Genomic DNA, 24,439 nt, shown 5'->3' with positions numbered 1-24,439 from the left:
CGTCGTCCACTCCCTCTGAAAGAGTTGGCACCATGATCGAACTCACCGATATCGACCTCGACGAGGACGGCGAGCTCAGCGCCGTCGTCGCACTGCCGGGCGACCGGCAGGTGGCCGTGCTGTTCGCGCTCGACGACGACGAGCAGCTCGACTCCGCCGAGATGCTCGCGATCGCGCAGCGCGCGCTCGCCCCGCTCACCGCCGAGGAGCTCGACCGGCTCGACGACGAGATCGTGCACGAGCTCGTCGACTCCGACTTCGAGGGCGGGGATGCCTCGCCCGAGGCATCCGACTACGCGGTGCTTCACGACGAGCTCGACCTGCAGGGCGCGATCGTCTCGAGCGATGCGACGCTCGTGCTCGTGTACGAGGCGCCCACGCAGTACGCGGGCCTCGTCATCTACGCCGAGCTCGACGAGGCGCTCCTCATCGAGGTGCTGAGCGTCGCCGAACCCGACCTCGACGACGAGGACGACGAGGACGACGACGAGCAGCCCGACGCCGACGAAGAGGTCGAACAGGGCGACTGACGCGCGCGGCGCCACGGCGTTCGAACGCCGAGCGTTGCCGTTCCGACCCGGCGTTGCCGCGGCGGCGGCTTCACCCGGTGCGAACGGCCACACTCGGCGATCGAGTGAGCGCCGCCGGACGGCTCACGCCGCGAGCGGCGCCTCCTCGGGATCGGCGTCGAGCCGTGCGCGAACCTCGGGGTCGAGGTCGAGCTCGGCGGCGCCGAGCACCTCGTCGAGCTGGGCGACGCTCGACGGCCCGGCGACGGGGATGACCGGCACCTCGCGCCCCAGCAGCCACGCGAGCGCGACCTGGTTCGGCGTCGCCCCGATCTCACGCGCGACGTCGTGCAGCAGCTCGATGCGGGCGTAGGTCGTCGGGTGGTTCACGCCGCCCCACAGCGGCTTGTCGCGGCGCGTGAACGCGCCCTGGTGCAGCGGCGAATAGGCGGTGACGGCGAGCGGCGGGCGGCCGTCGACCCCGGTGGATGCCGCGTACGAGAGCAGTTCGGGCGTCACGAAGTTCTGCCGGCCGAGCTTCGGCACGGGATAGACGTAGCTGTACTGCTGCTGCACGAGCCCGTAGGGCGCGACGCCCTGGCGAATCGCCTCCTCGCGCGCCTCGACGATGCGCCAGAGCGCGACGTTCGAGATGCCCGAGATTTCGATGAGCCCCTCCTCCTGGAGGGCGCCGAAGGCGCCGACGGTCTCGGCGATCGGCGTCTCGAGGTCGTCGACGTGCCCGTAGACGGCGTCGATGTGCTCGACGCCGAGGTGCTTGGCGCTCTCGCGGACCTCCCGGTCGACGGTCGCGGCGCCGAGGCCCTGGAAGTTCGTCGGCGGGGTGTTCGAGAGGGGCAGCGCCGGGTCCTTCTTCGCGGCGCCGACCTTCGTCGCGATGCGCACCCGGTCGCGCACGCCGCGGCTCCGGAGCCAGCGCCCGATCAGGTCTTCGCTGTCGCGGCCGTAGCCGCCGTCCCAGACGCTGTAGTTGTTGGCGGTGTCGATGAACGTGCCGCCGGCCTCGACGAACCGGTCGAGGATCGCGAACGACGTCGCTTCGTCGATCTTGGTGCCCATCTGCATGGTGCCGAGGCAGATCGTCGAGACGTCGAAGTTCGTGCGGCCGTTGCCGATCGTGCGGTATCGCATGGGGTGCTCCTTCATCGTGGGGTTGACGGTTTCGAGCGTACGAATCGATCGGCTCGGGCATACACTCCAATCAGAAGCCTTTCGACCAGACCAATCGAGAGACCGGATGCCTCGATCCAGCGCCGCTCACGGCCCGACCCTCGCGTGGGAGACCCTGCTCGACCTCGGCTCGGGGCCCGCGCCGCTCCGCGACCGGCTCGAACGGGCGATCCGCGAGGCGGTCGCGAACGGCCGGGCGCCCGCGGGCGCGGCGCTGCCGCCGAGCCGCACCCTCGCCGAGACCCTCGGCGTCTCGCGGTGGGTCGTGACGGAAGCCTACGGGCAGCTCGTCGCCGAGGGGTTCCTCGAGGCGACGGTCGGCTCGGGTACCCGCGTTCCGGCTCGCGCTGTGGCAGGCATCGGTGGCCGAGTAGCGACGGAGGAGCGCATCGAGACCTCGTCGCACGGTCTCGATACGCGTGCTCCTTCGTCGCTCGCCACTCGACCACCGGCGGCGGACGGACTGCGCGGCGAGTACCGCCGGCCCCGGTTCGACCTGGGCCCGGGCGTGCCCGACCTCCGGCACGTGCCGCGGGCGCGGTGGGCGGCCGCCGTGCGGGGCGCACTCGAGGTGCTGCCCGACGCCGAGCTCACGGTCGTCGACCGGCTCGGGCACCCCGCAGCGCGCATCGCGGTCGCCGCGTACCTCGAACGTTCGCGCCGAGCCGTCGCCGCACCCGACGACGTCGTCATCACCCACAGCGCGACCGACGGCATGACCGCGGTCGTCGCAGGCCTCCGCGCCGCGGGGCACTCGGCGATCGTCGTCGAGGATCCGAGCTGGTCGAAGCTGCGCGAGGTCGCCGCAGCCGCCGGGCTCACCCCCGTGCCGGTCGCGGTCGACGCCGACGGCATCGATGTCGACGCGCTCGAGCAGGCGGCGCGTCGAACCGGCGCTCGCGCCGCACTCATCACGCCCGCCCACCAGTTCCCGACGGGCGCCGCGCTCTCGCCCACCCGCCGCGACGCGATCGTTCGCTGGGCGCGCGAGGTCGACGGCGCGCTCATCGAGGACGACTACGACGCCGAGTTCCGGTACGACCGCCGGCCGATCGCCGCGCTGCAGGGCCTCGCGCCCGACCGGGTCGTCCTCGTGGGCTCGCTCTCGAAGTCGATGGCGCAGGCGTTCGGGCTCGGCTGGGCGCTCATGCCGCCCGCGCTCCGCGAGCGGGTGCGCCTGGCCGAGCGCCCCCGGCCCTCGACCCTCGAGCAGGTCGCGCTCGCGCGGTTCATCGAGGCGGGCGACCTCGAGCGGCACCTGCGGGCCGCCCGCGGGAGGTTCCGCCGGCGCCGCGCCGCACTGCTCGCCGCGCTCGCGCGGGAGCTGCCCGAACTCGCCGTGACGGGCATCGCCGCAGGCATGCACGCCGTGCTCGAGCTGCCACGCGGTGTGCGTGCGAGCGACGTCTCAGCCGCGGCGGCGAACGCCGAGCTCGCGGTCGCCGACCTCACCCGCTATCGCGCGTCGGGCGAGCGCACGATGCAGGAGGCGCTCGTCGTCGGCTACGGCAACCTCTCCGACGCGCTCGTCGACGAGGCGATCGCGCGACTGGCGCGAGTCATCCGATCGCGCGTGTGAGCGCGTCGCCCGGCTCGTTCAAGCCGCCGTGTGTTGCCGTTTCGGCCGAAGGGTGCCGCCGCAGGTGCCACGCTCGGCCGATACGGCAACACTCGCGTCACTCCCGCCCTCGCAGGCTCGCACGGAAGCGTCAGGGCGCGAGCTCGAGCTCGTGCCCGCGGTCCCACGGCTCGGCCCACCCGAGCCGATCGAGCAGCGTGTCGAGCACGAGCGCCGTGAACCCCCAGACGAGGTGCTGCCGGCCGCCGACCGTGGGCAGGAACGCGGGGCCGCGCCACTCGTGCCCGTCGCGGCGCAGCACCGTCGTGTACCGGTTCGCCGGGTCGACGAGGTCGGCGACCGGCGTGCGGAAGACCGCCGACGACTCGGCGACGTCGACCACGCCGACGGGCGACGGTGCGCGCCACCAGCCGAGCACGGGCGTCACCATGTGGCCCGAATAGGGCACCGAGAGCGGCGCGAGCGTGCCGAGCACGTCGACGCCCGCCGTGTCGAGCCCCGTCTCTTCACGGGCCTCTCGCAGCGCCGCGTCGACGACGTCGCGGTCGCCCGGGTCGACCCGGCCGCCCGGGAACGCCACCTGCCCCGCGTGCGAGCGCAGCGTCTCCGCCCGCGCGAGCAGCAGCACGTCGAGGTCGCGCGACACCGCGCGATCGCGGGCGACGTGCTCGCTCGGCAGCTCGTCGAGCACACCGAACAGGATCAGCACGGCGGCGTCGCGGTACTCGATCTCGCCGAACTCGGCGCCGTCGCGCCAGTCGGTGAAGAGCTCCGCATCGTCGACGAGGGCCGCGAGCTCGTCTCGCGCCGGTGCGGATCGTCGTGCGGTCACCCTCCCGAGGCTACCCCGCGCAACCGACACCGCGACCGGGTCGAGTGCGGCGGCCCGCTTCGGCGACCCGCGGTGAGCTCAGCCGAGCCGCGCGAGGGATGCCTCGACGAGCGCCCAGAACCGGTCGACGTCGAGGTCGACGGCGACGAACGCGTTCGGCTCGCGGCGGAGCATCCCGTCGAAGTCGACGCTCGTCGCGCCGAGCGTCTCGGTGCCGTGCAGCTCGACGTCGAGCCGGGTGCGTCGCAGCGCGACGGAGTCGGGGTCGGCGAGCACCGCGACGGCGACGGGGTCGTGCAGCGGCCCCTCGGGCATGCCGAAGACCTCGTCGTTCGTGCGGCAGAAGAAGTCGAGCAGCTCGCCCGCGAACGCGGCGGTGCGGTTGCCCGCGCTCGAGAGTCGATCGCGCACGGCGGGGGTGACGAGCGCGCGATGCGTCACGTTGAGCCCGACCATCGTGAACCGCACCCCGCTCCGCACGACGAGGTCGAGCGCCTCGGGGTCGACGAGCGCATTGAACTCGGCGTACGGCGTCGCGTTGCCGCGGTCGGTGGAGCCGCCCATCCAGACGACCTCGCGGATGCGATCGGCGAGCTCGGGCCGGTCGCGCAGCAGCACGGCGACATTCGTGATCGGACCGGTCGCGACGATCGCGACGGGCTCGGCGGCGGCGAGCAGGGTGTCGGCCATGAGCTCGGTCGCGGTGCGCTCGTCGAGCGGCACGGTCGGCTCGGGCAGCACCGGCCCGCCGAGCCCGTTCTCGCCGTGGATCCACTCGGCCGTCTGCAGCACCCGGGCGATCGGACCGGTCGCACCGGCAGCGACCGGAACGCCCTCCACGCCGGCGACCGTGAGGGCGATGCGGGCGTTGCGGCTCGTGTGCTCGAGCGGCACGTTGCCGCCGACCGTCGTGACGGCGCGCAGGTCGAGCAGGGGATGCCCCGCGGCGAGCCACAGCGCGAAGACGTCGTCATGTCCCGGGTCGCAGTCGAGGATGACCGGTATCGGCACGGTGGAACCTTCCTTCGGAGTCGTGACGGACTCGACCGCCTCAGGAGTCGGTGAGCTCGGCGGCGGCGAGCACCGCGGCGCGCGGGGCGTAGGAGTCGACGGTCCCCCGCGCCTGCACGGAGAGCGACCCGGCGGCCACCGCGATGCGGAGGGCCTCGCCGAGGGACCGCCCCTCGGCGAGGAAGGCCGCCAGGGTTCCCGTGAACCCGTCGCCGGCGCCGGTCGAGTCGACCGCGTCGACCTTCGACGCGGGCGCCGTCCAGGTGCCGTCCGCCGAGGCGGCCACGGCGCCCGCGGCGCCGAGCGTGATCACGACCGAGCGTGCGAGACCGCCCACCGCGTCGGCGGCGAGCGATGCCCACAGGTCGAGGGATGCCTCGGCAGGGGCATCCGCGCCGATGCCGACCGCACGCGCCTCGTGCTCGTTGACCACGAGCGGATCGCAGACGGCGAGCGTCGATGCCGCGACCGGTGCGGGCGGCGCGAGGTTCAGCACGAACCGGGCGCGGGCGTCGGTCGAGACCTCGGCGAGCCGGTCGATCGTGTCGACGGGCACCTCGCCCTGCGTGAGCACGATCCGCGCGCCGGCGATGCGATCGCGTTCGATGTCGACGACCTCCGGTGTGAGCGAGGCGTTCGCGCCGGGCGTGACGATGACGGTGTTCTCGCCGGAGTCGGCGACGGTGATCTGGGCCACGCCCGTCGGGACGTCCGGCACGCGCTCGATCGCGTCGAGCGGCAGGCCGAATCGGCCGAGCGCAGCGAGCGCGAAGTCGCCGCTCGCGTCGTCACCGACCCTGGCGACGAGCTCGACGGCGGCGCCGGCGACGTGCGCGGCGACGGCCTGGTTCGAACCCTTGCCGCCGAGGGCGACGACGAAGCTGTGCGCCGTGACGGTCTCACCGGGCTCGGGGAACCCGGCGACGTAGCTCGTGGAGTCGACGTTCAGCGACCCCACGACGACGAGTGCGCCGGCCCCGACCGCCATGTCAGGCGGCGGGCCCGGGGCCGGCGATGCTCACGGTCAGCTTCTCGCCGCTCGAGCGGCTCGCGAAGCAGTAGTAGTCGCGCGCTCCGGCGTCCCACTGCTCGGCGTCGGCCGGGTAGGCGCCCTGCACCTGCAGGTCGGTCATGCCCGACACGTTCTCGACGGCGATCACGCCGGGCGCGGTGCACAGGAGGTTCATCTGCGAGGCGAGTTCGGCGTCGCCGGGGTACGCGGCCCCCGCGTCGCCCGGGAGGGTGCCGCGGTAGACGAGCTGCGCCGCGTGCGGCGTCGCGCAGTCGACGACCGTGAACTCCTGCTGCCAGGCGTCGGTGTACGGGTCGACGCACTCGCCGCCGTAGAGCGTGTCCCAGGCGTGCACGCCGGCGGGCTGCGGCGCGGTCGGCTCGGGCGCCGCGGTCTCGCTCGCGGAGGCCGACGGGGATCCGGACGTCGGCGACGCATCGCCTCCGCCCGCCGTGAGCTGCGTGCCGAGGTAGAAGAGCCCGGCGATCACGAGGACGGCGACGAGGCCGCCGGCGATCCAGAGCAGCAGGCGGATGCCGCGGCGGTGGTCGTCTCCCCCGGAGCCGCCCGTACTCGACGATCCGGGTCCCTTGCCCGCACCGCCGTTCGAATCGGCGTTCCAGCCCGAGCCGCCGGTGCCGCCGGCGCCCGACGAACCGCCGCGGACCGGACCGGAGCCGCCTGTCGACCCACCGGCCGAGGCGCCGCCCGCGAAGGCGAACGCACCGCCGGCACCGCCGGCGCCGCCGGCGACCGGGCCGGCCGCCGCGCCGGCACCGAAGGCGGGCATGAGTGCCGTCGCCGCAGCGGGCTGCGACCCGGCCTGCGCTTCGAAGGCGCCGATCATGGGCTGCGGAGCCGTCGCGGGTGAGAAGCCGAAGAGCACCTGCAGGCCGTCGGTGACCGGCTTCACCGGCTCGTCGCTGGTCGGTGCGACATCGAAGGGCGTCGTCGCGTCGTACGCGGATGCCTCGGCCGGCTGCGCGGCGAAGCCCGGGATGTCGGAGCCGGAGTCGGCCACGAGACCGGTCGGTGCGGGCTCGTCGGCCGAGGCGGCCCACTCGTCGCTCGCGGCTTCGTCGGCGGCGTGGTCGTCGTCGAACGCGGCGTACGCAGCGGGAGCGGCGAGGCCCGCCAGGCTGGCGGCGGAGGCGTCGAAGCCGAAGGCCGTGTCCTCGTCCTCCGCCGGGTCGTGCCGGTCGGAGGGCTCGGCCTCGAACGGCGAGGCGGAGTCGTCGAACGGCTCGGCCCCGGCTTGCGCCCACGGAGCGGTCATCGGTGCCGGCTCGGCTCGACCGACGACGGCGGCCGTCGATGCGGCCTCGGTCGTCGCGGCGAGGATCGCCGAGACGGAACCCGCCGACTCTGCGCGCGGATCCTCCGCCGAGGGGTCGGGGGTGAGGTTCCAGAAGTAGCCGGTCTCGGCGAGCTCGCGCGCGACCGGCGATTCGTCGTCCTCATCGTCGACCTCGTCGTCGCGACGGCTGCGGCCGAAGAGCCGCAGGCGCCCGCGCGGCTCGTCATCGTCGGGCACCGTTCCCGCTTCCGCGTCGTCGGTGGTGTCCCCGTCATCGTCGAAGGAGAGGCCGAGGGTACCGAGGCCACCGGTCGCGGCAGGAAGCGGCGACGGAGCGGCCGCTGCGGGCGTCGCGGCCGCTGCCGCCGCAGCCGCTGCGGCCGCTGCGAACGCCGCCGTCCCGACGATCGGAATGGCAGCCGCAGGCGGATCGACTTCGGCGCTGGGGCTCGACGAACGGCCGAGTGCCGCGAGGAGGTCGTCGACGGGCTCGGCCGGGGGAATCGGCGCGGGCGTGCGGGGCTCTGCGGCGAACGCCGGGAACGGCGGACGCGACGGCGCAACGGGCTCGTCGAGGATCGACGGCGTCGCGTCGGCGACGACGGGCAGCTCGGGCTGCGCGGTCGGCTGCGGCCCGGTCGGCGGCAGGGGCGCGGCGGACACGACGGGGAACATCGCCGTTCGCGTGTCGAGCGCGGCATTCCGGTCGTACGGCTGCTCGAGCTCCTCGGCGAAGGCGTCGAAGCGGCTGCGTGCCGGTCGCACGGGCTCGGGCGTCTCCGCCGGCGACTCGGACGCGTACGGCTCGGGCGCCCGCATCACCGGGCCCGGTACGAGCGGCTCGGCGGCCGGTGCCTGCGGCACCGCTGCGAACGGCTCGACCGACTGGGGCTGGGGCGCGAAGAACGCCGCCGTCTCCGGCTCGGGCTCCTGAACCGGCGCCGAATCGAAGAACGCGATCGCCTCTGGCTGGGATGCGATCGGCGCCGGCGCGACCGGCTCGGGCGCGACGGGCTCGGCACCCCCGGCGGCATGGGCTGCCGGCTCCGAGTCGTTGAGGGCGGCCCAGAGCTCGGCGTCGTAGCTCGCGGCGGGCTGCGGGGCGGGCGCCGCGCCCCAGCCGGCCGGCGCCTCGGGCGGCGCGGTGGGGTGCTGCACCGGGATACCGCCCACCGGCGTGAACGAGCTCCGGGCGACCGCCGGCGCCGAGTAACCGGCGAACGGGTCGGTCGCGTCGACCACCGGCGAAGTCGCGTCGACCACCGGCGATGCGGCGTCGACCACCGGCGAAGCGACGTCGGGAGCCGGCGAGGCGGGCACCACCGGTGCGCCGGCCTCGGCGACGGGCGTGCTGCTCGGCTCCGACGCGGTGAGCGCCGACGACTCCTGCGAGAGCCGCTGGAACGCCTCGCGGAGTTCGGCCTCCGAACGGGCCTCCTGCTCGCCCCACGTGAGCGCGAAGGGAGCGGTCGGGGTGACCGGGCCGGGCGGCGTGGCGGGCGCGGCGTCGGTCGGTGCGGGCGCGACCGCGTCGGGCGCGGCGCCCCATGCCGTCTCCGCGACGGGGGCGTTCCACCCGGGCTGGGCGGTCGGATTCAGCGGGGCGGCAGGCGTCGCCGGCGTGGATGCCGCGGGCGCGTTCCACGCGGGCGGTGCGGCGGGCTCGTTCCAGGTCGGCAGCGGCGAAGCGGGCGGCGCGGCCGGGGCGACCGGACGGTTGGTCCCACCGCCGACCGGCGGCTCGACCGCCGTCAGACGCTCCGTCGGCGCCGGCGGGTCGACGACGAACGGCGGCGCCCACGGCTCGGGCGCGGGTGCCGGAGCGGGCGCGGCGGCCGGCGCCACGGGCTCGGCGGGCGCACCGACGACCGGAAGCGCACGGGTCGCCGTGTCGCGTGCGGCGGGCGGCTCCGCGAGCGAGAACCAGTCGAGCACCTCGTCATGCCGGGACGGCGCGGCGGATGCGGCGGGCGGCGGCGCGACGGCGGGTCGGACGGGCGCGGGCGGGGTCGGCTGCGGCGCGGCCGGCGGCATCACCGGCTGGGCGGCGACCTGCGGCAGGGGAGCCGTCGGCGTCGCGGGCGCGTCGGCCCCGCCCGCGAGCTGCGCGAGCAGCCAGTCGGCGCCGTCGTCGAATCCCTGCCGCTGGTTCATCAGGCCAGGCCCAGGTCTTCGAGCCCGATGGCGTACAGGTAGGGAACCCCCTCGGCCTCGATGACCTCGCGGGCGCCCGTGGCGCGGTCGACGACGACCGCGACGGCGACGACCTCGGCACCGACCTTGCGCAGCGCCTCGATCGCCTTGAGCGGCGAGCCGCCGGTGGTCGACGTGTCCTCGAGCACGATCACGCGCTTGCCGGCGAGTTCGGGACCCTCGACCTGCTTGCCGCGGCCGTGGTCCTTCGGCTCCTTGCGCACGACGAACGCGTCGTACGCGAGACCGCGCGCGGCGCCCTGGTGCAGGATCGCCGAGGCGATCGGGTCGGCGCCCATCGTCATGCCGCCCACGGCGGCCACATCGGGGATGTCGGCGATCACGTCGAGCATGACCTGCCCGATGAGCGGAGCGACGCGGTGGTCGAGGCTCACCTTGCGGAGATCGACGTAATAGGTCGCCTTCTTGCCGCTCGTGAGCGTGAAATCGCCGTGGAACACGGCCTCGGCCGAGATGTGCTCGATGAGCTTGCGGCGGGTGTCTGCGTCGTGCGTGGTCACCCGCAATACTTTACGGCCCGCCTGCCTGAGAGGAAGGGGTGGAACCCGATGACGCCTCGCCGGCCGCCCGCCGCGAGGCATCCGAAGACCGCTCGTCGCCGTCGTCGCGGCGCCGCCGCCGACGCCCGCCGCCCCACAGCGAACGCGGCGTCCCCGGCACGAGGCGCGCCCAGAACGGCGGCTCCTGCTCCTCGGCGAGCGCGGCCGGCACGTCGATGTGGAACTCCGCGAGCTCCTCGGCGCCGTGGTGGACCACCCGGTACAGCGCGGTGCCGATGAGCACGCCGAGCGCGATCGACATGATCGCGGTCAGGGCCGCGGCGAAGTCCTCGAGGCCGCTCGACGTGCCGACGGCCTCGGTGAGGCCGACGAGACCCGCCGCCCCCGGCACGAGCAGCCAGAACCCCGGCAGGAACGTGAGCTGCGACGGCGCACCGTGGGGCAGCGACGCGATCCACAGCACCACGGGCGTCATCGCGAGGGCGCCGACGAACCCGCTCACGGTCGAGCCGAGCAGCACCGTGCCGACGGTCTGCCCCGTGTAGGCCACCGCCAGCACGAGCAGGACCCAGCCGAACGTGCGCGGGGGCGCCGAGAAGTGCAGGTAGTTGCCGATCGCGAAGAGCAGGACGCCCGCGATCGCGGCCCACCACGGGAAGGGCGCGGATGCCTCCAGCGCCGCGTAGCTCGAACTCGCGACGCCGACGACGGTTCCGGCGGCGAGGATGCCGAAGGCGAGCAGGGCGAGCTGCACGAGGCCGAAGACGAGCCGGGAGCCGCCCGAGAGCATCTGGCCGACCGCGAGCTCGGCGACCGCGGTCGTCAGCACCCCGCCCGGCAGGAACGTCGCGAGCGGGGCGATGAGCAGCCGGATCGGATCGCCGATCTCCACGTACGGCGCGATGAGGAACACGACGAGCGCCGAGGCGAACGCGGCGAAGACCGGGAAGACGAGCTGGAGGGTCGGCGAGCGCACGAGCTTCGCGAGCCCGACGAACGCGCCCAGCCCGAACGCGATGAGGGCGCCCTGCCAGGTCGGCGTCAGCAGCAGGGCGAGCCCGGTCACGAGGATCGCGTGGCCGAGCGTGCGCACGAACCACCTGTGCCGAGGCTTCATCGCACCGATCTCGTTGAGTCGGCGGATCCCGTCGAGCGGGGTGATCGCGGCCCGCTCGGCGGTGCCGATGAGCGTGTAGAGCTCGGCGATCTGGTCGAACCGGAACGACGCGTTGACCGCCGACCGCACCGCGACGTGCCCCTTCTCGCCCACGCCGGTCTGCACGACGATCGCGGTCGGCAGGACGATGACGTCGGTGTCGTCGCGACCGTACGCCCTCGAGATCCGCACGAGCGTCTCGTGGATGACGGCCACCGACTCGGCCGCGGCGTTCATCCCCTCGGCAAGCCCGAGCAGGAACGTGCGGAGGAGGTCGCGGTCCGCGGCGTCGGTCTCGGCCATCGGCGACCCGTCAGACCACCACGAACGACAGCAGGACGCCCACGATGATCGCCGAGACGACGTACACGAGATTCGGGAGCTGGAACGAGTGGTCGAACACGAACTTGCCGAGCTTCGTGGTGCCCGTCTGGTCGAACGCCGCGGTCGCCACCTGCGACCCGTTGGCGGGCAGCGTGTACATGCCCATGGCCGAGGGCCAGAGCCCGACGATGAGGGAGGCCGGCAGGCCGATCGCGAGGCCGATCGGCACGATCGCGTTCGTCGCACTCGACTGGCTCGTCGTCAGCATCGCGACGAGGAAGAGGGCGAGGGCGAACAGGAGCGCCCCGATGAAGGCCGACGAGCCCGAGACCAGCGACCCGAGGCCGTCGACGATGAGGTCGTTGTTGTACGCGACGAACGTGTTCGCGAGCCACGCGATGCCGAACAGCGCGAACGCTCCGACCATGCCGGCGGGGAACGTCGACTGCTTCGGCACGTCGGCCGACTTGACCTTGCAGAACACGAAGATGAGGGCCGCGATGACGCCCATCGTGACCTCGATGATGACCGTCACCGACACGCGCACCGGGTCGCCCGCGTCATCGGTGCCGATGATCGGCCGCAGCCCCTCGAAGAGACCCATCAGCACGATGAACCCGACCCCCGCCAGGAAGATCGACGCCGACAGCACCGCGGTCTTCGGCAGCTTGCGCTCGGTGGTGTCCTCGGCGGGCGGCTTCACGAGGTGCTCGGCGAGTCGACGCTGGTACTCGGGGTCGTTCTCGAGGTCCTTGCCGTGCCGCACCATGACGAGGGAGGCGAGGAAGAGGCCGATGATCGACGCGGGCCACATGATGAGCAGCACCTGGCCGAGGTCGACGCCGCTCGGGGCGAGGAGCACGACGAGCGACGCCGTCGCCGCCGAGACCGGGCTGCAGAGGATGCCGACCTGCGACGCGACGGCGGAGACCGACAGCGCCCGCTCCGGGCGGATCTTCTGGTCGTACGAGACGTCGTAGATCACGGGGAGGAGCGGATAGAAGATGTTGCCGGTGCCCGCACCGACGGTGAAGAGGAACGACATCGCCGGTGCGAGGAAGACGACGCTCTTCGGCCGCGACTTGATCGCCTTCGCCGCGACCGACACCATCCAGTCGATGCCGCCGGCCGCCTGCATGACGGAGGCGGCGGTGATGACCGTGAGCACGATGAACACCGCGTCGACGGGCGCATTGCCGGGCGGGGTGTTGAACCCGAAGACGAGCACCGCGACGCCGACGAGGCCCCAGACGCCGAGCCCGATCCCGCTCGTGCGGGTGCCCATGAAGATCGCGAGGACGACGACGATCAGCTGGGCGACGAGGATCCAGACGTTGTCGTTCATGCGCTCGGCCCCCGCGTGATCGGTCCGGTCGGTTCGAGCACCCGCACGGGCAACGGCGTCTCGACGATCTCGCCGTCGACCGCCTCGACCCGGAGCGCGAGCGGCGGGTCGACCGGGCTGATCGCCGTCACGAACTCCTGGTTCTCGAAGTGCAGCGACTGCAGATTGCCGACCGCGTAGCCGGTGGCGAGCTCACCCGACTTCAGCGCGGCGTGGAACAGCGGTTGCCGCTGGTCCTCCGCGTCGTAATGGGGGCAGAAGCTGCCGTGCAGGAACCCCAGGCCCTCGGGCAGCACCTGCAGCGTGGGGCCGTAGCTGTCGGTGGTGCCGCCCTCGAACCAGCAGATGCCACCGGCCGAGCCGCCCGTGAAGACGACGTTCGAGGCGGGGTCGTCCCACATCTCTCGCATGATCTCGTCGAGGCCCTGCCGCCGCCACACGTCGAGCATGTTCGCCGTGTTGCCGCCGCCGACGTGGATGACGTCGAAGCCCTTCACGAAGCCGGCGAGGTCGTCGAGGTCGCGGTGGAACAGGGTGAGGTGGTGCGGTGCGCACCGGTCGGAGTCGTAGGTCTTGTAGAAGCTCAAGGTGTAGGCCTGCTCGTCACCGGTCGCGGTGCCGACGAACAGCACTCGCGGGCGCTCCTTGCCGGTGAGCTGCAGGATGTAGTCGTGCGTCGGGTCGTTGCGACGCTCCATCATGGCCTTGCCGGCCCCCGTCGCCACCACGTGCGCCATCGCGTCCCCCTCGCTGCTGCCTGCCCTGCGGTCACGCTATCGGGCGGGAGCGCCGTCGGTCGAGTAGGCGCGCAGCGCCGTATCGAGACCACGGTGGCCCCGTCGGTCGAGTAGGCGCGCAGCGCCGTGTCGAGACCACGGATGCGGCGGTCTCGACACGCCTCCTGCGTCCCCACCCGACCGACGATGCAGAAGGGCCGCCCCGCGGGGTGTCCCTCCCCCGCGCGGCGGCCCTGCACGCCCCGGAGAACGGACCTCCGGGGTGTTCGCGGCACTCAGACGGTGCGCGCGAACGTCTCGCGCGGCTGGCGGCGGTAGCCGTCGCGCGCGGTGACCATGATCGAGCCGGCGACGGCCACGACCGAGACGACACTGAGCAGAACGATGACGCTGATCACGATGGATCCCTTCGGAAGAACGATGCGGTTGAGTCGAGCGACCCTGCACCGTTGCACCCGTTCGACGCCTCAATTCTCTCGCCCGGAACTATTCAGCACAAGCTCACAATGCTACATCGACGATGTAGTATTGCTACATGGATGTCCGACGACTCGACCTGCTCCGCGAACTCGCCGAGCGCGGCAGCGTGACGGCGGTGGCCGAGGCGACCGGGCGCACCCCGTCCGCGGTCTCCCAGCAGCTGAAGGTGCTCGAGCGCGAGGCGGGCATGCCGCTCACGGCGCGCAGCGGCCGCGGTGTCGTGCTCACGAGCGCCGGGCACGCGCTCGCCCGCAGCGCGGCCGACGTCGCGATCGCGATCGAGCGCGCGACCGCCCTGTGGGACGAGTTCCGCAACGACCCCTCGGGCGAGGTGACGTTGCTCACCTTCCCGACGATCGGCGCGACCCTGCTGCCTTCGGTGCTCATCGAGCTCGCCGACGTCGCGGGCCTGGTCGTGCACGCCACCGACCTCGACCCCGAACTCGCCGAGTTCGGGGACCTCACGGCCGATCACGACATCGTGCTCGCGCACACGATGCCGGGCATGCTGCCCTGGGGCGGTCGGGGCCTCAAGGTCGTGCCGCTGCTCGCCGAGCCCCTCGACATCGGCCTGCCCGCGAACCACCGGCTCGCGGCGCGCGCCTCCGTCACCCCCGCCGACCTCGTCGACGAGAACTGGCTCGGCGTGCCGCCCGGCTTCCCGTTCGAGCGCATCCTGCACGCGATCGAACAGCAGGCCGGCCGCCGCGCCGTCGTGAGCCAGCGGTTCAGCGACATGCGCATCATGGAGGCGTTCATCGAGGCCGGGCTCGGCATCGCGTTCGTACCGCGGTACACGTCGGGCGCCGTGCCCGACTCGATCGTGCTGAAGCCGCTGCGCGGCGTCGCGAGCGCCCGCCAGATCGTCGCGCTCGTGCGCCCCGACGTCGCCGAGCGCCTCGCGGTGCGCACCGTGCTCGACGTGCTCGTCACCCAGGCGGCGCGGCTCGAGCAGCAGCACCTCGAGATCGACCTGTGACGCAACAGGGCCAGCCCTGATCCCGGATGCCGCGGCCGCCGCTAGGCTCCGTCCATGCCGCGCTCATCCGCACGCCCCGCCGTAGTCGCCGCCGTCGCGTTCGTCGCGCTCGTCGCGCTGAGCGGGTGCACGCCGTCCGCCCCGACGACTGAATCGCCTACACCGGCCACCGAATCGGCGAGTGCACCGCCGACCGAGAGCACGGCTCCCGCCGCGGCATCCATCGGGATCTCGGCCGAGGCGATCACGGTGCTCGCGGCCGACGGCGCAGTCATCGAGAGCTACGACTACTTCCAGCCGACCGACGAGGTCGTGGCGGGGCTCAGCGAAGTGCTCGGCGCGCCCGTCGACACCCCGCACCCGGGCGGACTGGAGACGCCTCCCGGCATCGAGCACGTCTGGGACGGCCTGCGCCTCTACGACTCCGAGACGCCGGGCACGGTCCCCGACATCCCCAACCACTGGGTGTTCGTCGACTCGACGACCGCCGGCGGCCTGCCCATCGGCTCGGCGCCCGGAATCGGCTCGGCCGACGGCGTACAGGTCGGAGACCCGTTGTCGTCCGCGACGATCGGCATCACCTCGGACCCCGCCTACACCGAGCCGTCGACGGGACTCAGCACCGTCGTCTCCCGGATCGGCACGGTCGAGATTCCGCCGAACCCCTCGGCGCCGGGCGACCGCCACTTCTTCGTGCTCGTGCTGAGCGACGCCGACACCGGCGAGATCACGCGGCTCAACGCACCGGCCAGCGACTTCGGCGTCTGACGTCGGCCACGAGGCATCCGCGCTCAGGACCCCGAGTCGGGTTCGAGGTCGTACGCGAGCACGAGGCTGCCCATCGCGGTGGTGTCGAAGCCGGTCAGCACGAGCGGGCGCGGGCTCGCGAGCTCGCCGAAGAGCCGCTTGCCCGACCCGAGGATGAGCGGATGCACGAACAGCCGCAAGCCGTCGATCAGCCCGTCCCGGAGGAGCGCGCGCACGAGCACGCCGCTGCCGAGGACCGCGATGTCGCCGTCGCCGTCGCGCTTCAGGGTGCGGACCCCGTCGCCGAGATCACCGGTCAGGGCCCGGGTGTTCGCCCATCCGAACTCCGTCGCGGTGCTCGTGGCGACGTGCTTGACCGTGGCGTTCAGGTGGGCGGCCATCGGGTTCTCGTCCGGCACGGACGGCCAGAAGGCGGCCATCTTCTCGTACGTCCTCCTCCCGAACAGGTAGGCGGTCGTGCGATCGAGCCCACCGGACGCAGTGGAGGCGTGGATCGCATCGGCGTAGGGTGCTCCCCATCCGCCGTGCTCGAAGCCGCCCTCGCGATCCTCGTCGGGCGAGCCGAGCCCCTGCATCACTCCATCGACCGAGAGGAACTCGATCGCGATCAGTCTGCGCATCAGGTACTCCTTCCACGATCGAGTCTCCCGATGCGCGGCGCGCGCGGCTTGAAGGAAATCGACCGACGTGACGTACGGCACGATGCTCGAGAACGCCGCCCCGGGACCGACCCTGGTGCGGCATCGGTGCACCCGCGGCTCGCCGGCCTCGTCGCCGGCATCGTCGGCCACGACGAACGCTCGGATCACCCCGTCGTCCGCCGCCAGGTCGCGGGCAGCCTGATCCCGCTGGTGCTTTCGTTCGGGCCGGCGCTCGACGTGGTCGACCTCAGCGCGGGCGACGGGGTCGGTCGGCACACCTCGTTCGTCGCCGGCATCATGCCAGGCCACGCGACCACCTCGTTCGAGGCCGAACAGCACTGCCTGCAGGTCTACCTCACCCCGCTCGGCGTCTCCCGCCTTCTCGGCGTGCCCGGGCGCGAGCTCGCGGCGCGGGTCGTCGACCTCTCCGACGCGGTCCCGCGCCTCGATGACGTCCTCGTCGAGCAGTTGTGGGCCGCCCGCAGCTGGCCGCGCCGCTTCGCGCTCATCGATCGGGTGCTGTTCGACCTGCTCGACGCGGGCCGGCCCACCGATTCCTTCGTCGACTGGATGTGGCGGCAGATCGACCGGTCCGGCGGGCAGGTGCGGATCGGGGAACTCGTCGAGCAGACCGGATGGAGCCAGCGCCACGCGACCTCGCGATTCACGGAGCAGGTCGGGATCGGGCCGAAGGCGGCCGCGAGCCTCGTGCGGTTCGAGCGCGCCGCGGGCGCGCTCCGGGAACTGCCCGCCGCCGAGGTGGCGGCCCGCTTCGGATTCGCGGATCAGAGCCACCTCGTCCGCGAGGTCCGGCGGTACGCGGGATTGACCCCGACCGAGCTCCTCCGGACCGGACCGACCACGGCGCAGGCCGCGATCGGATGATGACGGGGCGGCCGCGCGGAATCCGCGCCCGGCGGCGACGGCATTGGCGATCGCCCACCGGCCGGGCACCCGGCTCGACGCCGACGCGAGAGGACATCGTCAAGGCCCGCGCGCGGCCGTGGCGCGCCCGGTAGGCTCCGGCACCATGGCCGATGACGCGATCCTCCTCGACGTGACCGACGGGCTCGCCCGCATCACCCTCAACCGCCCCGCCCGCCTGAACGCGGTCGACCCCGACGCGATCGGCCGCTGGCAGGCGATCGCGCACGAGGTCGCCGAGCGCGACGACGTGGGCGCGGTGCTGCTGGATGCCTCGGGGCGGGCGTTCTGCGCGGGCGGCGACGTCGTCGCGATGTCGGAGCTCGCCGCCGCGGGCGGCGATGCGGCAACCGTCATCACGGCCCTCGCCGACCGCATCCACGACGGGCACCTGACGCTGCGCGAATGCGCGAAGCCGATCGTCGCCGCGGTGCAGGGGCCGGTCGCGGGCGGCGGCCTCGGCTTCATGCTCGTCGCCGACCTGATCGTGGCGAGCGAGCAGGCGACCTTCTCGAGCCGCTACAGCGACATCGGGCTGACGCCCGACTGCGGCGTGAGCACGCTGCTGCCCGAGGCGATCGGCATGCGCCGCGCGCTCGAGCTCACGCTCACCCGGCGCACCATCACGGCCGCCGAGGCGCTCGACTGGGGCCTCGTGACCGAGGTCGTGCCGCACGACGAGGTCGCGACCCGGGCGCTCGCCGTCGCCGCCTCCTGGCTCGACGGGGCGACCGCCGCCTTCGGGCAGGCGAAGCGCCTCGTGCGCTCGGGCCTCTCGCGCCCGTTCGCCGAGGCGCTCGACGACGAGGCCCGCACGATCGGCGCGGCGTTCACGACGCCCGAGGCGCAGGCCCGCGTGGCGACGTTCGCCGCTCGAAGGAGCTGACATGAAGGATCCGGCCGAGAAGTTCATGCCCATCGCCGAGGAGGTCGCCGATCGCTCCCGGGCGGCGGGTCTCACCGTCGCCGCTGCGGAGTCGCTGACGAGCGGCGCGCTCTCGAACGCGCTCGGTGCGGGTCACGACGCGTCCGAGTGGTTCCGCGGCGGGATCGTCGCCTACGCGGAGGGCGTCAAGCGCGAGGTGCTCGGCGTCACCGCCGAATCGGTCGCGTCGGCGCAGTGCGCACGCGAGCTCGCGACGGGCGCGGCTCGGCTCCTCGGCGCCGACGCAGCGGTCGCGGTCACCGGCGTCGGCGGACCCGACCCCGCCGAGGGCGAGCCGGCGGGAAGCGTGTACGCGGCGGTCGCCGTTGGCGGCGAGACCCGTGACGCGCACTTCCTGTTCGAGGGCGACCCCTCCGAGGTCGTGCACCAGACGGTGGGCGCCGCACTGCGGTTGCTGCGCGACGCCCTGCCCCCGGTCGCCTGAGGCCCGCCGGACGCGGCTATTCGTGCTGCGGGAAGCCCAGGTTGAGCCCGCCGTGGCTCGGGTCGAGCCAGCGCGACGTGATCGCCTTCTCCTGCAGGTAGAAGTCGAAGCCGCGCGCACCGTACGCCTTCGAGTTGCCGAAGAACGAGTCCTTCCAGCCGCCGAAGGAGTGGTACGCGACGGGCACGGGGATCGGCACGTTGATGCCGACCATGCCGACCGTCACCTCGCGCTGGAATCGCCGTGCCGCCCCGCCGTCGTTCGTGAAGATCGCGGTGCCGTTGCCGTAGGGCGACGCATTGATGATGCCGAGCCCCTCCTCGTAGCCCGAGACGCGCACGACCGACAGCACCGGCCCGAAGATCTCGTCGCGGTACACGGCCGAGCTCGTCGGCACCTTGTCGACGAGCGTCGGCCCGAGCCAGAACCCGTTCGGGTCGCCGTCGACCTGCGGGTCGCGCCCGTCGACGACGACGTCCGCCCCGTCGGTCGCCGCCACGTCGAGGTAGCCGGCGACCCGGTCGCGGTGCTCGCGCGTGATCAGCGGGCCCATGTCGCACCCGCGGCGGCCGTCGCCGGTCGTGAGCCGCGCCATCCGCTCGGCGACCTTCGCGACGAACTCGTCGGCGACCTGGTCGACGGCGAGCACGGCGCTGATCGCCATGCATCGCTCGCCGGCCGAGCCGAAGCCGGCGTTCACGGCGGCGTCGGCCGCGAGGTCGAGGTCGGCGTCGGGCAGCACGAGCATGTGGTTCTTCGCCCCGCCGAGCGCCTGCACCCGCTTGCCGTTCGCGGTCGCCGTCGCGTAGATGTAGCGCGCGATCGGCGTCGACCCGACGAACGAGATCGCCCGAACGGTCGGGTGCTCGAGCAGCGCGTCGACCGCGACCTTGTCGCCGTGCACGACGTTGAGCACACCGTCGGGGAGGCCGGCCTCCTGCATGAGGCGCGCGAGCCAGACCGACGCCGACGGGTCCTTCTCGCTCGGCTTCAGCACGACGGTGTTGCCGGTCGCGATCGCGAGCGGGAAGAACCACAGCGGCACCATCGCCGGGAAGTTGAACGGCGAGATGATGCCGACGACGCCGACCGGCTGCCGCAGCGTGTACACGTCGATGCCGGTCGACACGTTCTCCGAGTACTCGCCCTTCGTGGCGAACGCCATCCCGCACGCGAGCTCGACGACCTCGAGACCGCGCGAGATCTCGCCCTGCGCGTCGGCGAGCACCTTGCCGTGCTCGCTCGTGAGGATGTCTGCGAGTTCCGGCGAGCGGGCGTTGAGCAGCTCGCGGAACCGGAACATCACCTGCTGGCGCTTCGCGATCGACGTGTCGCGCCACGCGGGGAACGCTCGTGCCGCGGCCTCCACGGCGGCATCGACGTCGGATGCCTCGGCGAATGCCACGCGCTTCTGCTCGGTGCCGAGGGCGGGGTCGTAGACAGGGCCGCTGCGGGCGGCGTCCGCGCCCGAGAGCGCTCCGTCGATCCAGTGCTGGATGGTGTCGGTCATGATCGTTCTCCTCTCGCCGGTCGAGCAGCGACGAGGGAGCGTCTCGAGACCCCGCACGCGGCGTGGTCTCGATACGGCGCTGCGCGCCTACTCGACCGACCTTTCTCCTGCCTCACGCGACCAGCGCGGTCGCCAGCACGTCGTCGTAGATCACGGCCGCCTCGGCGACCTCGTCGGCCGTGACGACGCAGGGCGGCACGACGTGGATGCGGTTGTCCTGGATGAACGGCAGCAGCCCGCGCCCGATGAGCGCCGACTTGATGCGCCCCATCTGCGCGGCCGGCAGCGGTTCGCGGGTCTTGCGGTCGGCGACGAGCTCGACCGCCCAGAAGACGCCTTCGCCGCGCACCTCGCCGATGAGGGGATGCCGCTCGGCGAGCTCTTCGAGAGCCGGCGCGATCACTTCGGCGCCGACTTCGCGGGCGTGCTCGACGATGCCCTCCGACGCCATCGTGTCGATCGTCGCGACGATCGAGGCCATCGCGAGCGGGTGGCCGGAGTAGGTGAGCCCGCCCGGGAACACCCGTTCGTCGAAGGTCGCCGCGATCGGGTCGGAGATGACGACGCCGCCCGCGGGCACGTAGCCCGAGTTCACGCCCTTCGCGAACGTGATGAGGTCGGGGCGCACGTCGTAGCCGTCGAAGGCGAACCACCTGCCGGTGCGGCCGAACCCGGCCATCACCTCGTCGAGGATGAGCATGATGCCGTGCCGGTCGCACAACGCGCGAACGCCCGCGAGGTAGCCGGGCGGCGGCACGAGGATGCCGGCGGTGCCGGGGATCGTCTCGAGCAGCACGGCGGCGATCGTCTGCGGGCCCTCCGACTCGATCACGCGCCGGAGATGTCGGAGCGCGCGCTCCGACTCCTCCTCGGGCGTCGACGCCCAGAACTCCGAGCGATAGAGGTACGGGCCGAAGAAGTGCACGTGGCCGCGGGCGAACTCGTTCGGCATGCGCCGCCAGTCGCCCGTCGCGACGATCGCCGCGCCCGTGTTGCCGTGGTACGACCGGTAGGTCGACAGCACCTTGTCGCGTCCGGTGTGCAGGCGCGCCAAGCGCACCGCGTTCTCGTTCGCGTCGGCGCCGCCGTTCGTGAAGAACACCTTCGAGAACCCGTCGGGCGAGCGGTCGACGATTCGCTTCGCGGCCTCGCCGCGCGCCAGGTTCACGGTCGACGGCGCGATGGTCGTGAGCAGCTCCGCCTGCTCGCGGATGGCCGCGACGACGGCGGGGTGCTCGTGCCCGATGTTGACGTTCACGAGCTGGCTCGAGAAATCGAGGTACTCGCGGCCCGCGTGGTCCCACACGCGCGAACCTCGACCGCTCGCGACGACGAGACCCGGCGGCTGCGCCTGCGCCGACCAGGAGTGGAACACGTGCGCCCGGTCGAGCTCGCGCGCCAGCTCGTCGAGCCCTTCGGTGAGGCTGTCGGTCATGGGGTGCCCTTCTCGTCGTGCTCCCGGGTCTCGATACGCGTCGCGGCTCCGCGTCGGCGCTCCTCGACCAGCGGCAGCGTGTTCAGCGCTTCGCAGTGACGTGGTCGGCGAGTGCCGGGATGACGGTCTCGCCGTAGACGCGGAGCGTCTCCTCCTTGTTGTCGTGCTGCAGGTACCCGGCGAACTGGTCGACGCCGAGCGCCTTCAGCTGTTCGAGCTTCTCGATGTGCTCCTCGGCGGTGCCGAGCACGCAGAAGCGGTCGATGATCTCGTCGGGCACGAAGTCGGTGTGCGTGTTGCCCGCCCGCCCGTGCTCGTTGTAGTCGTAGCCCCGCCGGCCCGCGATGTACGACGACAGCGCCTCGGGGATGGCCCCGCCCGCGGCATCCGATTTCGAACCGTACTTCTCGACGATGTCGGCGATGTGGTTGCCGACCATGCCGCCGAACCACCGGCACTGGTCGCGCATGTGGGCGCGGTCGTCGCCGATGTAGAAGGGTGCGGCCACGCAGATCTTCACCGACATGGGGTCGCGGCCGGCGGCCTCCGCGGCGTCGCGGACGTGCTGGATCATCCACTTGGCGATGTCGACGTCGGCGAGCTGCAGGATGAAGCCGTCGCCGACCTCGCCCGCGGCCTTGAGCGCGAGCGGGCCGTAGGCCGCGACCCACACCTCGAGCTCGGAGCCCTGGCTCCACGGGAACTGCAGCGTCGAGCCGTGGTACTCGACCGGTCGCGAGTTCGCGAGCTCCCGGATGACGTGGATCGACTCGCGGAGCTCGGCGATCGTCGTCGGCTTGCCGTTCGTGACCCGCACCGCCGAGTCGCCCCGGCCGATGCCGCAGATGGTGCGGTTGCCGTACATCTCGTTGAGGGTCGCGAACACGCTCGCCGTGACCGTCCAGTCGCGGGTCGCGGGGTTCGTCACGAACGGCCCGACCGTGATCTTGCGGGTCTCCGCGAGGATCTGCGAGTGGATGACGTACGGCTCCTGCCAGAGCAGGTGCGAGTCGAACGTCCACACGTGGCTGAAGCCGTGGTCCTCGGCGAGCTTCGCGAGCTGCACGGTGCGCGCCGACGGCGGGTTCGTCTGCAGGACGGCGCCGAAGTCCATGTGGTCTCCTTTCCGGCCGCGGTCTCGATGCGCGCTTCGCGCTACTCGACCGACGGCGTCAGCTCAGGTACTGGCTCAGGCCGCGCTTGAGGAAGCGGCCGTCGCCCTTGGCACCGAGGTATTCGTCGCCGTCGACGACGACCTTGCCGCGCGACAGCACGGTGTCGACGCGCCCGTCGATCTCGAAGCCCTCCCACGCCGCGTGGTCCATGTTCATGTGGTGCTTGCGCCCCTCGCCGTAGCCGATCGAGGTGCGACCGTTCGGGTCGTAGACCACGATGTCGGCGTCGGCGCCGGGCTGGATGACGCCCTTGCGGCCGTACAGCCCGAACATGCGCGCGGGCGTCGTCGACGTGAGTTCGACCCAGCGCTCGAGGGTGATCTCGCCGGTCACGACGCCCTGGTACATGAGGTCCATGCGGTGCTCGACGCCGCCGATGCCGTTCGGGATCTTGCGGAAGTCGCCGAGCCCCAGCTCTTTCTGGTCTTTCATGCAGAACGGGCAGTGGTCGGTCGACACCATCTGCAGGTCGTTCGTGCGCAGCGCCTGCCACATCGCCTGCTGGTGCCCCTCTTCGCGCGAGCGCAGCGGGGTCGAGCACACCCACTTGGCGCCTTCGAAGACGCCCCATTCGTCGCTGGATGTCGCGAGCTGGTCTTCGAGCGAGAGGTAGAGGTACTGCGGGCAGGTCTCGCCGAACACGTTCTGCCCCTTGTCGCGCGCCCAGGCGAGCTGCTCGACCGCCTGCTTGGCGCTCACGTGCACGACGTAGAGCGGCGCGCCGGTGAGCTTCGCGAGCATGATCGACCGGTGGGTCGCCTCCTCCTCCATCTCCCACGCGCGGGCGATGCCGTGGTAGTACGGGTCGGTCTTGCCCTCGGCGACGAGCTGCTCGGCGAGCACGTCGATCGCCGGCCCGTTCTCGGCGTGCATCATCGTGAGCATGCCGGTGTCGCGCGAGACCTGCATCGCCTTCAGCACCTGGGCGTCGTCGGAGTAGAAGACGCCCGGGTACGCCATGAAGAGCTTGAAGCTCGTGACGCCCTCGTCGGGCAGCGTACGCATCGCGGCGAGCGCGTCGTCGTCGACGCCGCCGACGATCTGGTGGAAGCCGTAGTCGATCGCGCAGTTGCCCGCGGCCTTCTCGTGCCAGGCGGCGAGGCCGTCTTGCACGCGCTCGCCGTAGCGCTGCACCGCGAAGTCGATGATCGAGGTGGTGCCGCCGTGCGCGGCCGCCCGGGTGCCGGTCTCGAAGGTGTCGGAGGCCTCGGTGCCGCCGAACGGCAGCTGCATGTGGGTGTGCGCGTCGATGCCGCCCGGGATCACGTACTTGCCGGTCGCGTCGATCACGCGGTCGGCACTCGCCGAGACATCCGCGCCGAGCAGTTCTGAGCCGGGTTCGAGGAGCGCGACGATGCGTTCGCCGTCGATGAGCACGTCGGCCGCGGCGCGACCCGTGGCGCTCACGACGGTGCCGCCGGTGATGAGGGTCGTGGTCATGCTCGCCCCG

At 72.5% G+C, this 24,439-nt stretch carries 22 protein-coding genes; 7 read left to right on the top strand and 15 right to left on the bottom strand.

Going from position 1 to position 24,439, the window contains the following annotated elements; genetic code table 11:
- The first annotated feature begins 32 nt into the window (after positions 1-32).
- Positions 33-530: a hypothetical protein gene (locus AC3RJ7_RS00410; RefSeq protein ID WP_491453884.1), complete on the top strand. Its 498-nt coding sequence runs from the start codon at positions 33-35 to the stop codon at positions 528-530.
- 123 nt (positions 531-653) lie between these two features.
- On the opposite strand, the gene AC3RJ7_RS00405 is transcribed toward AC3RJ7_RS00410, so the two are convergent.
- Positions 654-1,661, bottom strand: coding sequence for an aldo/keto reductase (locus AC3RJ7_RS00405; protein ID WP_491453883.1), 1,008 nt, complete (start codon positions 1,659-1,661; stop codon positions 654-656).
- A 106-nt stretch (positions 1,662-1,767) separates the two neighbouring features.
- Here AC3RJ7_RS00405 and pdxR point away from each other — a divergent pair, with 106 nt between their 5' ends.
- Positions 1,768-3,279: a MocR-like pyridoxine biosynthesis transcription factor PdxR gene (gene pdxR / locus AC3RJ7_RS00400; protein ID WP_491453882.1), complete on the top strand. Its 1,512-nt coding sequence runs from the start codon at positions 1,768-1,770 to the stop codon at positions 3,277-3,279.
- A 130-nt stretch (positions 3,280-3,409) separates the two neighbouring features.
- On the opposite strand, the gene AC3RJ7_RS00395 is transcribed toward pdxR, so the two are convergent.
- The 9 genes from AC3RJ7_RS00395 to AC3RJ7_RS00355 form a co-directional block, all read right to left on the bottom strand.
- The gene (locus AC3RJ7_RS00395) at positions 3,410-4,111 is read right to left on the bottom strand and encodes an NUDIX hydrolase (RefSeq protein ID WP_491453881.1); all 702 of its coding nucleotides are present in this window, start codon (positions 4,109-4,111) and stop codon (positions 3,410-3,412) included.
- A gap of 78 nt (positions 4,112-4,189) precedes the next feature.
- A complete protein-coding gene (locus AC3RJ7_RS00390) occupies positions 4,190-5,122 on the bottom strand; it encodes a nucleoside hydrolase (RefSeq protein ID WP_491453880.1) in 933 nt (310 codons plus the stop codon).
- Between the two features lie 40 nt (positions 5,123-5,162).
- A complete protein-coding gene (locus AC3RJ7_RS00385; RefSeq protein ID WP_491453879.1) occupies positions 5,163-6,110 on the bottom strand; it encodes a ribokinase in 948 nt (315 codons plus the stop codon).
- Between the two features lies 1 nt (position 6,111).
- Positions 6,112-9,585, bottom strand: coding sequence for a hypothetical protein (locus AC3RJ7_RS00380; RefSeq protein ID WP_491453878.1), 3,474 nt, complete (start codon positions 9,583-9,585; stop codon positions 6,112-6,114).
- Positions 9,585-10,145 (bottom strand): orotate phosphoribosyltransferase, encoded by a 561-nt coding sequence (gene pyrE / locus AC3RJ7_RS00375; protein ID WP_491453877.1) that lies wholly within the window; start codon positions 10,143-10,145, stop codon positions 9,585-9,587. Before pyrE ends, AC3RJ7_RS00380 begins: the two co-directional genes overlap by 1 nt.
- Before the next feature lie 10 nt (positions 10,146-10,155).
- Positions 10,156-11,604 (bottom strand): threonine/serine exporter family protein, encoded by a 1,449-nt coding sequence (locus AC3RJ7_RS00370; protein WP_491453876.1) that lies wholly within the window; start codon positions 11,602-11,604, stop codon positions 10,156-10,158.
- Between the two features lie 10 nt (positions 11,605-11,614).
- Positions 11,615-12,970, bottom strand: a complete 1,356-nt coding sequence (locus tag AC3RJ7_RS00365) for an anaerobic C4-dicarboxylate transporter family protein (RefSeq protein WP_491453875.1) — start codon at positions 12,968-12,970, stop codon at positions 11,615-11,617.
- Positions 12,967-13,707, bottom strand: a complete 741-nt coding sequence (locus tag AC3RJ7_RS00360) for a Type 1 glutamine amidotransferase-like domain-containing protein (RefSeq protein ID WP_491453874.1) — start codon at positions 13,705-13,707, stop codon at positions 12,967-12,969. Before AC3RJ7_RS00360 ends, AC3RJ7_RS00365 begins: the two co-directional genes overlap by 4 nt.
- Positions 13,708-13,982: 275 nt before the next feature.
- Entirely contained in the window at positions 13,983-14,105 is a 123-nt protein-coding gene (locus AC3RJ7_RS00355; RefSeq protein WP_491453873.1) for a hypothetical protein, read from the bottom strand.
- A 137-nt stretch (positions 14,106-14,242) separates the two neighbouring features.
- Between AC3RJ7_RS00355 and AC3RJ7_RS00350 the strand changes: the two genes are divergently transcribed.
- Together AC3RJ7_RS00350 and AC3RJ7_RS00345 are read left to right on the top strand one after the other, a co-directional pair.
- Positions 14,243-15,166 (top strand): LysR family transcriptional regulator, encoded by a 924-nt coding sequence (locus AC3RJ7_RS00350; RefSeq protein ID WP_491453872.1) that lies wholly within the window; start codon positions 14,243-14,245, stop codon positions 15,164-15,166.
- A 54-nt stretch (positions 15,167-15,220) separates the two neighbouring features.
- Positions 15,221-15,934, top strand: a complete 714-nt coding sequence (locus AC3RJ7_RS00345; RefSeq protein WP_491453871.1) for a hypothetical protein — start codon at positions 15,221-15,223, stop codon at positions 15,932-15,934.
- Between the two features lie 23 nt (positions 15,935-15,957).
- On the opposite strand, the gene AC3RJ7_RS00340 is transcribed toward AC3RJ7_RS00345, so the two are convergent.
- Positions 15,958-16,554 carry a dihydrofolate reductase family protein gene (locus tag AC3RJ7_RS00340; protein ID WP_491453870.1) on the bottom strand — a complete coding sequence of 199 codons (597 nt, stop codon included), beginning with the start codon at positions 16,552-16,554 and terminating at the stop codon, positions 15,958-15,960.
- Positions 16,555-16,680: 126 nt separating this feature from the next.
- On the opposite strand from AC3RJ7_RS00340, the gene AC3RJ7_RS00335 reads away from it, so the two are divergent.
- The 3 genes from AC3RJ7_RS00335 to AC3RJ7_RS00325 all read left to right on the top strand — a co-directional run bounded on the left by AC3RJ7_RS00335 (position 16,681) and on the right by AC3RJ7_RS00325 (position 18,869).
- Positions 16,681-17,460 carry an AraC family transcriptional regulator gene (locus AC3RJ7_RS00335; protein WP_491453869.1) on the top strand — a complete coding sequence of 260 codons (780 nt, stop codon included), beginning with the start codon at positions 16,681-16,683 and terminating at the stop codon, positions 17,458-17,460.
- 145 nt (positions 17,461-17,605) lie between these two features.
- Positions 17,606-18,385 carry an enoyl-CoA hydratase/isomerase family protein gene (locus AC3RJ7_RS00330; RefSeq protein WP_491453868.1) on the top strand — a complete coding sequence of 260 codons (780 nt, stop codon included), beginning with the start codon at positions 17,606-17,608 and terminating at the stop codon, positions 18,383-18,385.
- 1 nt (position 18,386) lies between these two features.
- Positions 18,387-18,869 (top strand): CinA family protein, encoded by a 483-nt coding sequence (locus AC3RJ7_RS00325; protein WP_491453867.1) that lies wholly within the window; start codon positions 18,387-18,389, stop codon positions 18,867-18,869.
- A 16-nt stretch (positions 18,870-18,885) separates the two neighbouring features.
- On the opposite strand, the gene AC3RJ7_RS00320 is transcribed toward AC3RJ7_RS00325, so the two are convergent.
- The 4 genes from AC3RJ7_RS00320 to hydA all read right to left on the bottom strand — a co-directional run bounded on the left by AC3RJ7_RS00320 (position 18,886) and on the right by hydA (position 24,429).
- Positions 18,886-20,379 carry a CoA-acylating methylmalonate-semialdehyde dehydrogenase gene (locus AC3RJ7_RS00320; protein ID WP_491453866.1) on the bottom strand — a complete coding sequence of 498 codons (1,494 nt, stop codon included), beginning with the start codon at positions 20,377-20,379 and terminating at the stop codon, positions 18,886-18,888.
- A 112-nt stretch (positions 20,380-20,491) separates the two neighbouring features.
- Complete coding sequence (locus AC3RJ7_RS00315) at positions 20,492-21,814, bottom strand: aspartate aminotransferase family protein (protein ID WP_491453865.1); 1,323 nt, start codon at positions 21,812-21,814, stop codon at positions 20,492-20,494.
- 82 nt (positions 21,815-21,896) lie between these two features.
- Positions 21,897-22,928 (bottom strand): TIGR03842 family LLM class F420-dependent oxidoreductase, encoded by a 1,032-nt coding sequence (locus tag AC3RJ7_RS00310; RefSeq protein WP_491453864.1) that lies wholly within the window; start codon positions 22,926-22,928, stop codon positions 21,897-21,899.
- Between the two features lie 58 nt (positions 22,929-22,986).
- On the bottom strand, positions 22,987-24,429 hold the full coding sequence (gene hydA / locus AC3RJ7_RS00305) for a dihydropyrimidinase (RefSeq protein ID WP_491453863.1): 1,443 nt from the start codon (positions 24,427-24,429) through the stop codon (positions 22,987-22,989).
- Positions 24,430-24,439 lie beyond the last annotated feature (10 nt).

The sequence above is a fragment of the Agromyces solani genome, assembly GCF_058349925.1.
The sequence above is the reverse complement of the archived record's forward strand: the minus strand, read 5'-3'. Positions and strand labels throughout refer to the sequence as shown.

What these genes read in the sequence shown, in the direction of transcription:
- AC3RJ7_RS00360 (WP_491453874.1), bottom strand. Translation starts at nt 13,707, where the DNA reads ATGGCGCACGTGGTGGCGACGGGGGCCGGCAAGGCCATGATGGAGCGT.
- AC3RJ7_RS00330 (WP_491453868.1), top strand. Translation starts at nt 17,606, where the DNA reads ATGGCCGATGACGCGATCCTCCTCGACGTGACCGACGGGCTCGCCCGC.
- AC3RJ7_RS00410 (WP_491453884.1), top strand. Translation starts at nt 33, where the DNA reads ATGATCGAACTCACCGATATCGACCTCGACGAGGACGGCGAGCTCAGC.
- AC3RJ7_RS00325 (WP_491453867.1), top strand. Translation starts at nt 18,387, where the DNA reads ATGAAGGATCCGGCCGAGAAGTTCATGCCCATCGCCGAGGAGGTCGCC.
- AC3RJ7_RS00315 (WP_491453865.1), bottom strand. Translation starts at nt 21,814, where the DNA reads ATGACCGACAGCCTCACCGAAGGGCTCGACGAGCTGGCGCGCGAGCTC.
- pdxR (WP_491453882.1), top strand. Translation starts at nt 1,768, where the DNA reads ATGCCTCGATCCAGCGCCGCTCACGGCCCGACCCTCGCGTGGGAGACC.
- AC3RJ7_RS00350 (WP_491453872.1), top strand. Translation starts at nt 14,243, where the DNA reads ATGGATGTCCGACGACTCGACCTGCTCCGCGAACTCGCCGAGCGCGGC.
- AC3RJ7_RS00380 (WP_491453878.1), bottom strand. Translation starts at nt 9,585, where the DNA reads ATGAACCAGCGGCAGGGATTCGACGACGGCGCCGACTGGCTGCTCGCG.
- AC3RJ7_RS00320 (WP_491453866.1), bottom strand. Translation starts at nt 20,379, where the DNA reads ATGACCGACACCATCCAGCACTGGATCGACGGAGCGCTCTCGGGCGCG.
- AC3RJ7_RS00310 (WP_491453864.1), bottom strand. Translation starts at nt 22,928, where the DNA reads ATGGACTTCGGCGCCGTCCTGCAGACGAACCCGCCGTCGGCGCGCACC.
- AC3RJ7_RS00370 (WP_491453876.1), bottom strand. Translation starts at nt 11,604, where the DNA reads ATGGCCGAGACCGACGCCGCGGACCGCGACCTCCTCCGCACGTTCCTG.
- AC3RJ7_RS00365 (WP_491453875.1), bottom strand. Translation starts at nt 12,970, where the DNA reads ATGAACGACAACGTCTGGATCCTCGTCGCCCAGCTGATCGTCGTCGTC.
- AC3RJ7_RS00345 (WP_491453871.1), top strand. Translation starts at nt 15,221, where the DNA reads ATGCCGCGCTCATCCGCACGCCCCGCCGTAGTCGCCGCCGTCGCGTTC.
- AC3RJ7_RS00385 (WP_491453879.1), bottom strand. Translation starts at nt 6,110, where the DNA reads ATGGCGGTCGGGGCCGGCGCACTCGTCGTCGTGGGGTCGCTGAACGTC.
- AC3RJ7_RS00405 (WP_491453883.1), bottom strand. Translation starts at nt 1,661, where the DNA reads ATGCGATACCGCACGATCGGCAACGGCCGCACGAACTTCGACGTCTCG.
- AC3RJ7_RS00340 (WP_491453870.1), bottom strand. Translation starts at nt 16,554, where the DNA reads ATGCGCAGACTGATCGCGATCGAGTTCCTCTCGGTCGATGGAGTGATG.
- hydA (WP_491453863.1), bottom strand. Translation starts at nt 24,429, where the DNA reads ATGACCACGACCCTCATCACCGGCGGCACCGTCGTGAGCGCCACGGGT.